A 12,178-nucleotide genomic window follows, 5' to 3' on the forward strand; every position below is an offset into this window, starting at 1 on the left:
AAGCCCCTGCGGCGATTGAGCAGCGGGGTATGGGGCAGAGCCCCAATCTTTTGAGCACGGGGGCCGTCCTCCGGACTCGGGGATCCGCCCCGGACCCCGCTGCTCAATCGCCGCAGGGGCTTGAATGGCCGCACCGGCGCTAGCTGGTCAGGCCGAGTTCCCGCGCGATGAGCATCCGCTGTACCTCACTCGTGCCCTCCCCGATCTCCAAGATCTTGGAGTCCCGCCACATCCGGGCGACCGGGTACTCGTTCATGAAGCCGTACCCACCGTGAATCTGCGTCGCCTCCCGCGCGTTGTCCACCGCCACCGTCGACGAGTACAGCTTCGCGAGCGCCGCCTCCTTCTTGAACGGCTCCCCGCAGACCAGCCGGGACGCCGCGTCCCGCCAGGCCAGACGGGACGTGTGCGCCTTCATCTCCATGTCGGCGATCTTGAACTGGATCGCCTGGTAGCCGCCGATCGTGCGCCCGAAGGCCCGGCGCTCCTTGGCGTACTTCACCGACTCGTCGACGCAGCCCTGCGCGAGCCCCGTGGCCAGCGCCGAGATCGCGACCCGCCCCTCGTCGAGGATCCGCAGGAACTGGGCGAAGCCCCGGCCCTCCGCGCCGAGCAGGTTCGCGGCCGGTACCCGTACGTCGTCGAAGTGCAGCTCACGGGTGTCCGACGCGTTCCACCCCACCTTCGAGTAGGGCGCCGCCACCGTGAAGCCGGGCGTCCCGGACGGCACGATGATCGATGAGATCGCCGGGCGTCCGTCCGCCGTACGGTCGGTCACCGCCGTCACCGTCACCAGGCCCGTGATGTCCGTGCCCGAGTTGGTGATGAAGCACTTCGTGCCGTTGATGATCCAGTCACCGGTCTCCTCGTCCCGCACGGCCGTGGTGCGGGTGCCGCCCGCGTCCGAGCCCGCCTCGGGTTCCGTGAGCCCGAACGCGCCGAGGACCTCGCCCGCGCACAGCTTCGGCAGCCACTCCCGCTTCTGCTCCTCCGTACCGAAGAGGTGGATCGGCATCGCGCCGAGCGAGACCCCGGCCTCCAGGGTGATCGCCACCGAGGAGTCGACGCGCGCCAGCTCCTCCAGGGCGATGCCGAGCGCCAGGTAGTCGCCGCCCATGCCGCCGTACTCCTCGGGGAACGGCAGCCCGAACAGGCCCATGCGGCCCATCTCTCGGACGATCTCGTACGGGAACTCGTGCCGCTCGTAGAGATCGCCGATCTTCGGGGCGACGACCTCGTGCGCGAACTCCTCGACGGTGCGGCGGAGTTCCTCGTGCTCGGGGGAGAGGTGGTGATCCATGGCTGCCTCACTGCTCCTGGTCGGCATCGGCGTCGGCCTCGGGTGCGAGAGCGCGAACGGTGCGGGACGGGCTGGGTCGGCCCAGGTGTCCGGCCATCCACCTGCTGGTGTCGGTGAGACGGCCGAGGTCGACCCCGGTCTCGATGCCGAGTCCGCGCAGCATCCAGACGAGGTCTTCCGTGGCGAGGTTGCCGGTGGCGCTCTTCGCGTACGGGCAGCCGCCGAGACCGCCCGCTGAGGCGTCCACCGTCGTCACGCCGTGCTGCAGCGCCGCCAGGGTGTTGGCGAGCGCCTGGCCGTACGTGTCGTGGAAGTGCACGCCGATCGCGTTCGTCGGCACGCCCTCCTCGTTCAGCTCCGACAGGAGCGCCTGTACGTGTCCGGGGGTGGCCACGCCGATGGTGTCGCCGAGGCTCAGCTCGTCGCAGCCCATGTCCATCAGGGACTTGGCGACGGAAACGACTTGGTGGACGGGGACCGGGCCCTCCCACGGGTCGCCGAAGCACATGGAGAGGTAGCCGCGGACGTGCGCCCGGTGCCCCTTGGCCTGCGTCACCACTGGCTCGAACATCGCCAGGGACTCCGCCACGGTCCGGTTCAGGTTCGCCTTGGCGAAGGACTCGGTGGCGCTGGCGAACACGGCGACACGGTGCGCGCCGAGGGCCAGGGCCCGGTCGAGGCCGCGCGCGTTCGGTACGAGGACGGGGAGGTGGACGCCGTCGGCCCCGAGCTCCTGAAGCTGTGGGAACAGGGCTTCCGCGTCCGCGAGTTGGGGCACCCACTTGGGGTGCACGAAGCTCGTGGCCTCGATGGTGGTGAGGCCGGCCTGTGCCAGGCGGTGGATGAACTCCGCCTTCACCTCCGTGGGCACGGCCTTCTTCTCGTTCTGCAGCCCGTCGCGCGCCCCCACCTCGTGGATCCGGACGCGGGCCGGGAGGCCCTGGACGGGGACGACCATGGGGAGCGGGGGCGTGGGGGTCGGGGTCATCGCGCGGCCTCCGTGTCCGCCGGGTCGACGACCGCCAGTACCTGGTCCATCGCCACCGTCGTCCCGGGCGATACGTCCAGCTCGCTCACCGTGCCCGCGTGCGGGGACGTGATCACGTGTTCCATCTTCATCGCCTCCACCACCAACAGGCTCTGCCCTGCCGTCACTTGGTCGCCCACCGCCACCTTCACCACGGTCACCGTGCCGGGCATCGGCGCCGTCAGGGAGCCCGCACCGCCGGCCCCCGCCCCGGTCAGGTTCGCCGCCACCGGGTCGTGGTCCTGCACGTGCCAGGCGTCGCCGTCGCGCGCCAGCCAGCCGCCCGCGGTCGCGGTGAGGCGGGCGGGCGTGGTCGGCGCGCCGTCGACCAGAACCTCCGCTCCGCGCACCCGGACCTCGACCGGGTCGTGGCCCGGGACCCGCAAGGGGTGCACGGTCCACGCCGGTTCGCCGCCGAGCCGCCAGCCGGTGGGCCGGTCGAACGGGTCCGTCCAGCCCTCCTTGACGGCCGGGGCCAGCCGCTCCTGGCGCAGAGCGCCCGCCGCCGCGTAGATCCCCGCCGGGACCTCCGCGTCGACCAGCTCGTCCGTCGCACGCTCCACCAACCCCGTGTCCAAATGGCCCGCCACGACGTCCGGATGGGCGAGCAGGCGCCGCAGGTAACCGGCGTTCGTCGGCACGCCGAGCGTCACCGTGCGGGCGAGCGCGGCCCGCAGCCTGCGCAGCGCCGTGTCCCGGTCGGGGCCGTACGCGATGATCTTCGCGAGCATCGGGTCGTAGAGGCTGGAGACCTCGGTGCCTTCGGTGAGGCCGGAGTCGACCCGGACGCCTTCGCCCTCGGGTTCGCGCAGCGCCAGCACCGTGCCGCCGGAGGGGAGGAAGCCCCGCGCGGGGTCCTCCGCGCACAGGCGGGCCTCCACCGCATGCCCGGTGAGCGTGATGTCGTCCTGCGTGAAAGGGAGTTGCTCGCCCGCCGCCGACCGTACCTGCCACTCCACCAGGTCGACGCCTGTGACGAGCTCGGTCACCGGGTGCTCGACCTGGAGGCGCGTGTTCATCTCCATGAAGCAGTACGAAGCTGGGTCGTCGCCCGGCACGATGAACTCCACCGTGCCCGCGCCCCGGTAGCCGCAGGAGCGCGCTGCCTCCACCGCCGCGGCGCCCATCGCCGCGCGCGTGGCCTCGTCGAGGAGCACGGAGGGCGCCTCCTCGACGATCTTCTGGTGGCGGCGCTGGAGGGAGCACTCGCGCTCTCCGAGGTGCACCACGTTCCCGTGGCCGTCCGCCAGGACCTGGATCTCGATGTGGCGTGGCCGGTCGATCCAGCGCTCCACGAGAAGCGTGTCGTCCCCGAAGGAGGTGCGGGCCTCGCGCCGGGCGGCCGCGATCTCCTCCTCCAGGGTCGTCAGATCGCGGACGAGCCGCATGCCCTTGCCGCCGCCGCCCGCGCTCGGCTTGAGGAGGACGGGCGCGCCCAATTTGCGGGCCGCTTCGGCCAGTTCCGGGTCGCGGCCGCCGGGCACCACCGGAACTCCGGCCGCGCTCACCGTCTCCTTGGCGCGGATCTTGTCGCCCATCAGCGCGATCGCCTCGGCGGACGGGCCGATGAAGACGAGCCCCGCCTCCTCGCAGGCCCGCGCGAACGCCGCGTTCTCCGCAAGGAATCCGTAGCCCGGGTGCACTGCCTGCGCCCCGGTCGCCGCCGCGGCCTCGATCAGCCGTTCCGCCACCAAGTAGCTCTCGGTGGCCGCCGGAGGGCCGATCCGCACCGCCTCGTCCGCCTCGCGCACATGCCGCGCGTCCGCGTCGGCGTCGCTGTACACCGCCACCGAGCGGATGCCGAGCGCCCGCAGCGTACGGATGACGCGCACCGCGATCTCGCCCCGGTTGGCCACAAGTACCGTCTCGAACACGTCTGGTCCGCCCCTCACATCCGGAAGACACCGAAGCCGGCGGACTTCTCCGGCAGCGGCGCGTTGGCACAAGCGGTCAGGGCCAGGCCGAGGACCTGGCGGGTCTCCATCGGGTCGATCACGCCGTCGTCCCACAGCCGGGCCGTCGCGTAGTAGGCGTTCCCCTGCGACTCGTACTGGGCGCGGATCGGGGCCTTGAACGCGTCCTCGTCCTCGGCGGGCCACTGCTCGCCGCGCGCCTCCAACTGGTCGCGCTTCACGGTCGCGAGCACCGATGCGGCCTGCTCGCCGCCCATCACGGAGATCTTCGCGCCGGGCCACATCCACAGGAAGCGGGGGGAGTACGCCCGGCCGCACATCGAGTAGTTGCCCGCGCCGTACGAGCCGCCGATCACCACCGTCAGCTTCGGCACGCGCGTACAGGCCACCGCCGTGACCATCTTGGCGCCGTGCTTGGCGATCCCGCCCGCCTCGTAGTCCTTGCCGACCATGAAGCCCGAGATGTTCTGCAGGAACAGCAGTGGGATGCCGCGCTGATCGCACAGCTCGATGAAGTGGGCGCCCTTCTGGGCGGATTCGGCGAACAGGATCCCGTTGTTCGCGACGATGCCGACCGGGTGCCCGTGGATCCGCGCGAACCCGGTGATCAGCGTCTGCCCGTACTCGGCCTTGAACTCGGCGAATGCGGAGCCGTCCACCACGCGCGCGATGACCTCGCGTACGTCGTACGGAGTCCGGGAGTCGACCGGCACCGCCCCGTAGAGCCCCGCCGGGTCCACTTTCGGCTCGATCGCGGCCTTCACCGACCACGGCAGCGGGCCGCGCTCCGGCAGCGTGGAGACGATGGTGCGGACGATCCGCAGCGCGTGCGCGTCGTCCTCCGCCAGGTGGTCCGTCACGCCCGACACCCGCGAGTGGACCTCGCCGCCGCCCAGCTCCTCGGCCGTCACCACCTCGCCCGTGGCCGCCTTCACCAGCGGCGGGCCGCCCAGGAAGATCGTGCCCTGGTTGCGGACGATCACCGCCTCGTCGCTCATCGCCGGGACGTATGCCCCGCCCGCCGTGCACGAGCCGAGGACCGCCGCGACCTGCGGGATGCCCGCGCCGGACATCCGCGCCTGGTTGTAGAAGATCCGCCCGAAGTGCTCGCGGTCCGGGAACACGTCGTCCTGCATCGGCAGGAACGCGCCGCCGGAGTCCACCAGGTAGACGCACGGCAGCCGGTTCTCCAGGGCCACCTCCTGCGCGCGCAGGTGCTTCTTCACCGTCATCGGGTAGTACGTGCCGCCCTTGACCGTCGCGTCATTGGCGACGATCACGCACTCGCGGCCACTGACCCGGCCGATCCCGGCGATCACACCCGCGGCCGGCGCCTGCCCCTCGTACATTCCGTCCGCCGCCAGCGGGGCCAGCTCCAGGAACGGGGAGCCCGGGTCGAGCAGCGCGTCCACCCGGTCGCGCGGCAGCAGCTTGCCGCGCGCCGTGTGCCGGGCCCGCGCCTTCTCGCCGCCGCCGAGCCGGGCCGCGGCGAGCTTGGCGCGCAGCTCCTCGCCGAGTGCCCGGTGCGCCGCTTCGTTGGCCCGCCAGGCCTCCGACGCGGGCTCCGCCGCACTCGTCAGCTCCGGTGCTTCCTGCATCTGGCGGCCCCTCATGCTTGTTAATGAGCGTTAACCGATTTCCATCAGGTTAACGCTCGCTAACGTCCCTGTCTAGAATTGCTTCATGGCCACGAGAACCGACGCCCCCACCCGCCGCGAGCAGATCCTCAGCGAGGCCGCGCGGCTCTTCGCCGACCGCGGCTTCCACGGCGTGGGCGTGGACGAGATAGGGGCGGCGGTCGGCATCAGCGGCCCCGGCCTGTACCGGCACTTCGCCGGCAAGGACGCGATGCTCGCCGAGCTGCTCGTCGGAATCAGCGGGCAGCTGCTCACCGGTGGCAAGCGGCGGGTCGCCGAGGCCGAGCACGGGCCCGAGGCGCTGCTCGACTCGCTCATCGAGGGGCACATCGACTTCGCGCTGGACGACCGCGACCTGATCACGCTGCACGACCGGGAGCTCGACCGGCTGCGCGACAGCGACCGCAAGCTGGTGCGGCAGTTGCAGCGCCAGTACGTGGAGTTGTGGGTGGAGGCGGTGCGGAAGGTCTACCCCGAGCTGGTGGAGGCGCACGCGCGCGTAGCCGTGCACGCGGTGTTCGGGCTGCTGAACTCGACCCCGCACCTGAGCCGCCCGAGCTCGCTGCCCGGCCGGACGGTCACCGCGCGGATGCTGCACAAGCTGGCGCGTGGCGCGTTCGCGGCGACTGTCGCAGAGTGAGGCCGACGGCTGCCGCGGAGTGACCTGTATCTCTGGACGCTCCTTGCAACTCGCGGGTAACCTGCCCCTGAGCAAGCGCTTAGTCGCTTGGTTGCCGTCCGCACACTCGTCGTAGAGGGAGAGTTCTCCGTGCGCCGTACCGTTTTTGATGAGGACCACGAGGCGTTCCGGGAGACCCTGCGCGCCTTCATCGAGGCCGAGGTCGTCCCCCATTACGACGAGTGGTTCCAGCAGGGCATCGTGCCGCGCGAGCTCTACTCCAAGCTGGCCGACCTGGGTCTGTTCGGCATCAACGTGCCCGAGGAGTTCGGCGGCGCGGGCCTGGACACCCACAAGTTCGAGGCCATCCAGAACGAGGAGTGCGCCCGCGCGGGCGTCTCGTTCGGCGGCTCCGGCGTGCACGTCCTGCTCGCCCTGCCGTACATCAAGATGCTCGCCACCGACGAGCAGAAGAAGCGCTACCTGGAGAAGTTCGTCACCGCCGAGGAGATGTGGGCCCTCGCGATGACCGAGCCGGGCACCGGCTCCGACCTGGCCGGCATGAAGACCACGGCCAAGCTCTCCGACGACGGCACGCACTACGTGCTCAACGGCTCGAAGACCTTCATCACCGGTGGCGTGCACGCCGACCGCGTCATCGTCTGTGCCCGCACCGACGCGGCGACCGCCGAGGACCGCCGCCACGGCATCTCCCTGTTCGCCGTCGACACCAAGTCCGAGGGCTACTCGATCGGCCGCAAGCTGGACAAGCTCGGCCTGCGCACCTCCGACACCGCCGAGCTGGCGTTCGTCGACGTGAAGGTCCCCGTCGAGGACCTCCTCGGCGAGGAGAACAAGGGCTTCTACTACCTCGGCAAGAACCTCCCCTCCGAGCGCTGGGGCATCGCCTACGGCGCGTACGCGCAGGCCAAGGCCGCCGTGCGGTTCGCCAAGGAGTACGTCCAGGACCGCACCGTCTTCGGCAAGACCGTGGCGTCGTTCCAGAACACCAAGTTCGAACTGGCCGCCTGCCAGGCCGAGGTGGACGCCGCCGAGGCCGTCGCCGACCGCGCCCTCGAAGCGCTCGACGCCGGTGAGCTGAGCGCTGCCGAGGCCGCCTCCGCGAAGCTGTTCTGCACCGAGGTTGCGCACCGCGTCATCGACCGCTGCCTCCAGCTGCACGGTGGCTACGGGTTCATGAACGAGTACCCGATCGCCCGCCTGTACGCGGACAACCGCGTGAACCGCATCTACGGCGGCACCAGCGAGATCATGAAGTCGATCATCGCGAAGAACATGGGCCTGTAACCCGGCGAGAATGTCTCCTCGGTACAACTGACCTCATGCACCACGCACTCGAATCCCTCCTCGATCTGCTCGACCTCGAGCAGATCGAGGAGGACATCTTCCGCGGCCAGTCCCGGTCCTCCGTCGTCCCCCGCGTATTCGGCGGGCAGGTGGCGGCCCAGGCGCTGGTCGCGGCCGGTCGCACCGTTCCCGCCGACCGGCACGCCCACTCGCTCCACGCCTACTTCCTCGTCGCGGGCGACCCCGGCGCGCCCATCGTCTACACCGTCGACCGGATCCGCGACGGCCGCTCCTTCACCACGCGCCGCGTCGTCGCCGTCCAGCACGGGCAGCCGATCTTCCACCTCTCCGCGTCCTTCCAGACGTACGAGGAAGGTCTCGAGCACCAGGCGGACATGCCGCCCGCGCCCGACCCGGAGTCGTTGCCGACCGCGGAGGAGATGCTCCCGCGCTACGTCGACGGAGTCCTGAAACCCGACGTCGTACAGCGCCTCCTCGAGGCCCGGGAGGCCGTCGACCTGCGGTACGTGGACGCGCCGCCGTTCGCCTTCGTCGGCGATCCGCAGCCCCCGCGCTCCCAGGTCTGGTTCCGCGCGCGGGACAAGCTCGCGGACGACCCGCTGCTGCACGTGTGCCTCGCGACGTACGTCTCCGACATGACGCTCCTCGACTCCGTGCTGCTCGCCCACGGGCGGGGCGGCTGGGCCGTCGGCGACGTCGTGGGCGCGTCCCTGGACCACGCGATGTGGTTCCACCGGCCGTTCCGGGCCGACGAATGGCTGCTGTACGACCAGGAGTCGCCGTCCACGTCCGGCGGGCGCGGGCTCGGGCAGGCCCGGATCTACACGCAGGACGGGCGGCTCGCGATCACCGTCATCCAGGAGGGTGTCGTTCGCGTTCCGCGTTGATCGGACATAACGTCCCGTACATGGATGTACGGGCGGACGATGGCGCGAGCGGAACGGAAGAAGCGGGCGGGGAGAGCGTCTTCACGGTGCTCGTCGCCGCGGCGGCCAACCTGGGCATCGCCCTCGCGAAGGCCGTCGCCGGCGTCATCAGCGGCTCCAGCGCGATGCTCTCCGAGGCCGCGCACTCCTTCGCCGACACTGTCACGGAACTGCTGCTGCTCACCTCCCTGAAGCGCAGCGACAAGCCCGCCGACGAGGAGCATCCGCTCGGCTACGGCGGCGAGCGGTACGTGTGGTCGCTGCTCGCGGCCGTCGCCACGTTCGTCGGCGGCGCCGTCTTCTCCCTGTACGACGGGATCCACACGCTCGTCGCGGGCGAGGAGCTGGGCGATCCGCTCGTGTCGTACGTGGTGCTGGGTGTCGCCTTCGTACTGGAGGGGTTCTCGCTGCGGACCGCAGTGAAGCAGGCGCGGGGCGAGGCGGCCCGGGTTCGGGTGCCCTTCGGTACGTATCTGCGGCACACGCCCGACACGGCGGTGAAGGCGGTCGTCCTGGAGGACAGTGCGGCGCTGGCCGGTCTGGTGTTCGCGGCCGGCGGGCTGCTCGGCGGCCAGCTCACCGGCTCTGGGGTGTGGGACGGGGTGGCGTCCCTGTGCATCGGCGTGCTGCTGCTGGGGGTCGCGTGGGTGCTCGGGCGGTCCAACGCGGAGCTGTTGGTGGGGCGGCCGTTGCCGAAGCCCTTCCGGGACGAGATCCGGCAGATCGTGCTCGGGGTCGAGCACGTCGAGGCCGTGCTTGAGCTGACGACGCTGGTGCAGGGGCCGCGGGAGGCGCTTGTCGCGGCGAAGGTCGACTTTCGGGATGCGTCCACCGCGGCGCAGATCGAGTGGGCGTGTGAAGACGCGGCGCGGAGGATTCGGGAGCGGTTTCCTGCGGTGCGGCGAGTCTTCTTGGACCCGACCCCGGGGTTCGCGGCGCGCCGCACGGAGGGGCTCAACCCGTGGTGAGTTCCTTCCCCTGCGGCGGTCGAGCCTTTTAAGCCCCTGCGGCGATTGAGCAGCGGGGTCCGGGGCGGAGCCCCGAGGCGTCGACCACGGCGCCGCGCTCAAAAGATTGGGGCTCTGCCCCATACCCCGCTCCTCAATCGCCGGAGGGGCTTAAATTGCGCAGGGGCTTAGCTCAGGCCCGCCGTGTCCAAGAGGTACGCCGTCATCGGGTCGTAGTGCCTCGGGCTTGTGACGTGGTCGTCCAAGGGGATCGTGACCTGCATCGTGCCCTCGGATTCGGCGACGAAGAGGGCCGGGTCGTTGCAGTCCGCGTAGCCGATGGAGTCCAGACCCCGCTGGGCCGCGCAGCCCGCCCAGCCGTGGTCGGCGACGACCAGGTCGGGCAGCGGGCGGCCGTCACGGGCGAGACCGTCGAGGATCGCGGCCATGGGGTCCGGGGAGTGCGTGTGCCACAGCGTCGCACCGCGCTCCAGCATCGCCACGTCCGCGAACTGGAAGACCATGCCCTCGTCCGTGGCGAGGCCCTCGGGGATGACCACGATCTCGCAGCCCGCCGCGCGCAACGCCGTCGCCGTCGCACGGTGGACGTCGAGGAGCCCGCCCGGGTGCCCCGTGGCGAACAGCACGCGCTGGCGATCCTCCGCCGCCTTGCGCAGGCGCGTCGCCATGCGGTCCAGCGCGTCGACCGTCAGTTCCGGGTCGATGGTGTCCTGGCCGGAGCGGTGCCCCGCGTCGGGGACGACTCCGCAGCGTTCGGCCATGACGGCGAGCACGTCCTGCTCATCGGTCCAGCGGTCACCGAGTTCCAGGCCCAGCCAATAGTGGCGGTCGCCGTTCGCGAGCCTTCGGTAGTGCGAAAGGTTGTTCTCGCGTGGGGTGGCCACGTCGCCCGCGATCCGGGTGCGGACGAGGTGGTCGACGAGGGCGGCACGGGTCGGAGTATCGCTGGGCAGTCCGGGTATCGGCATACGCCCATTGTGCCGGGGGCCGCGGCGGGCCGTTGATCGGTTCCGGGGAGTGGAACGGGACCGTCACCTCGCCCCGCGGAGCGCGAACCAGAGTTCCATGCGGGTGTCCGGGTCGTCGAGGTCGGATTCCAGGAGCGTCGCGCATCGGGCGATGCGCTGGCGGACCGTGTTGCGGTGGATGGTCAGGGCGAGGGCCGTGCTCTCCCAACTGCCGTGCAGGGAGAGCCAGGTGCGCAGGGTTTCCAGGAGCGCCGGCTTGTCCGACAGCGCGGCCAGCGTCGGCGCGGGGGCGTCGTCCGGGCGGTGGTGGGCCAGCGGGCTGCGGGTGGCCCGTGCGCGGGTGAGGGCGTGGGCCGCCTGGGCGTCGGCGAGCGGCAGGTCACGGGCGAGGGCCGGGGCGCTGACCCCGAGCACGTGGCCCGTGTGCGCCGTGACGTCCTGGTCGGCCGGGACCAGGGCACGGGTGAGCGGATCACCCCCGGAGGACGTGGAGGTCAGCGGCGTCGCCAGGTCCGGGGCCGGGCGGGACGCGAGGGGGTGGGCGTGGATCACCCGCCAAGTGGTGTCCGCGCCCAGCAGGTCCGTCGCCGCCTGCGCGCGGTCCGCGCCGAGGAGGAGGTCGACCAGGGCCGCCGCGCGGCGCGTAGCACCCGTCGAGCGGTGTTCGCCGGTGAGGAGTGAGAGCAGGACCACCGCCGCTCCCGCGATCGTGTGGTCGCCCGGCGAGCGGGCCTGCGTCGCGAGACCGAGCGCGCCGCCCGGCTGAAGCGCGTACGCCGACAGGTGCGTGCCGCCCACCGTGTCCGCCGCCGACGACGGGGTGGGGAAGAGGCGCGTGGCGTGCGGGCGGACCACCGCCGTCAGCTCGGCGAGGGCCTCGCTCGCGGCGCGCGCGGGGCGCTTCCCCGCGTGGTGCGGCTCATCGCCCTCCGGGGTGACGACCACCGCGAACCCGCCGGTGCGCTGGGCGAGTTGGCGCAGCACGGAGGGGAGCGGGTCGGGCCGGGCCGCCGCCGAGGCCAGCGCCTGCTGGGCCTCCGTGACCCGCCGCAGTTCCGCGTTCCTGGCCTGCGCCATCAGCTCCCACACGGCGCGCGCGATCCCGCTGAACGTGGTCCGTGGCGGGACCTCCAGGAGCGGGATCCCGCGCCGCTCGCAGGCCGTGACCAGCTCCGGCGGAACCGTGTCGAAGACCGGCGTCACACCGAAGCCGAGCGCCACCGCGCCGCCCCGCGCGAGCCGCTCCGCGTACTCCTCGAAGTAGCCGTCGTCGGGCGCCGCCGGCGCGTGCACGCCCGCCGTCAGCAGCAGCTCGCCGCCCAGCAGGTACGGCTCCGGGTCCGTCAGCTCGGAGGTGTGCGCGCCGTGCACCAGGACGTCCGCGGCCGGGGGCCCCGCGATCTGGCGAAGGCCCAGGTCGGCGCGGGCGAGCACCGCGGCGAGCGGAACGCCCTGCGTGGGCGGCGCGGTCACGGTCATGGGTGGACGATT

10 protein-coding genes are annotated in these 12,178 nt (G+C 71.7%); 4 read left to right on the top strand and 6 right to left on the bottom strand.

Annotated elements, in window-relative coordinates:
• Positions 1-139: 139 nt before the first annotated feature.
• Genes ABT004_RS21805 through ABT004_RS21820 form a run of 4 tightly spaced genes read right to left on the bottom strand, consistent with a single transcriptional unit; the run spans position 140 to position 5,838 of the window.
• Entirely contained in the window at positions 140-1,300 is a 1,161-nt protein-coding gene (locus tag ABT004_RS21805; protein ID WP_351339360.1) for an acyl-CoA dehydrogenase family protein, read from the bottom strand.
• A 7-nt stretch (positions 1,301-1,307) separates the two neighbouring features.
• Positions 1,308-2,288 (bottom strand): hydroxymethylglutaryl-CoA lyase, encoded by a 981-nt coding sequence (locus ABT004_RS21810; RefSeq protein ID WP_351339363.1) that lies wholly within the window; start codon positions 2,286-2,288, stop codon positions 1,308-1,310.
• Entirely contained in the window at positions 2,285-4,201 is a 1,917-nt protein-coding gene (locus ABT004_RS21815; RefSeq protein WP_351339366.1) for an acetyl/propionyl/methylcrotonyl-CoA carboxylase subunit alpha, read from the bottom strand. The genes ABT004_RS21810 and ABT004_RS21815 overlap by 4 nt, the downstream gene beginning before the upstream one ends.
• 14 nt (positions 4,202-4,215) lie before the next feature.
• Entirely contained in the window at positions 4,216-5,838 is a 1,623-nt protein-coding gene (locus tag ABT004_RS21820; protein WP_351339368.1) for a carboxyl transferase domain-containing protein, read from the bottom strand.
• Positions 5,839-5,923: 85 nt separating this feature from the next.
• On the opposite strand from ABT004_RS21820, the gene ABT004_RS21825 reads away from it, so the two are divergent.
• From ABT004_RS21825 to ABT004_RS21840, 4 genes are all read left to right on the top strand, one after another.
• Positions 5,924-6,517, top strand: a complete 594-nt coding sequence (locus ABT004_RS21825) for an SACE_7040 family transcriptional regulator (RefSeq protein ID WP_351339371.1) — start codon at positions 5,924-5,926, stop codon at positions 6,515-6,517.
• A gap of 129 nt (positions 6,518-6,646) precedes the next feature.
• The gene (locus ABT004_RS21830; RefSeq protein WP_351339374.1) at positions 6,647-7,804 is read left to right on the top strand and encodes an acyl-CoA dehydrogenase family protein; all 1,158 of its coding nucleotides are present in this window, start codon (positions 6,647-6,649) and stop codon (positions 7,802-7,804) included.
• A gap of 35 nt (positions 7,805-7,839) precedes the next feature.
• The gene (locus ABT004_RS21835) at positions 7,840-8,712 is read left to right on the top strand and encodes an acyl-CoA thioesterase (protein WP_351339377.1); all 873 of its coding nucleotides are present in this window, start codon (positions 7,840-7,842) and stop codon (positions 8,710-8,712) included.
• Between the two features lie 20 nt (positions 8,713-8,732).
• Positions 8,733-9,719, top strand: coding sequence for a cation diffusion facilitator family transporter (locus tag ABT004_RS21840; RefSeq protein WP_351339380.1), 987 nt, complete (start codon positions 8,733-8,735; stop codon positions 9,717-9,719).
• Positions 9,720-9,886: 167 nt separating this feature from the next.
• On the opposite strand, the gene ABT004_RS21845 is transcribed toward ABT004_RS21840, so the two are convergent.
• Together ABT004_RS21845 and ABT004_RS21850 are read right to left on the bottom strand one after the other, a co-directional pair.
• The gene (locus ABT004_RS21845) at positions 9,887-10,687 is read right to left on the bottom strand and encodes a phosphatase (RefSeq protein WP_351339382.1); all 801 of its coding nucleotides are present in this window, start codon (positions 10,685-10,687) and stop codon (positions 9,887-9,889) included.
• 63 nt (positions 10,688-10,750) lie between these two features.
• Entirely contained in the window at positions 10,751-12,166 is a 1,416-nt protein-coding gene (locus ABT004_RS21850; RefSeq protein ID WP_351339385.1) for a PucR family transcriptional regulator ligand-binding domain-containing protein, read from the bottom strand.
• Positions 12,167-12,178 lie beyond the last annotated feature (12 nt).

Origin of the sequence: Streptomyces sp. NPDC002790, assembly GCF_040295505.1 — a bacterium.
Taxonomy (GTDB): domain Bacteria; phylum Actinomycetota; class Actinomycetes; order Streptomycetales; family Streptomycetaceae; genus Streptomyces.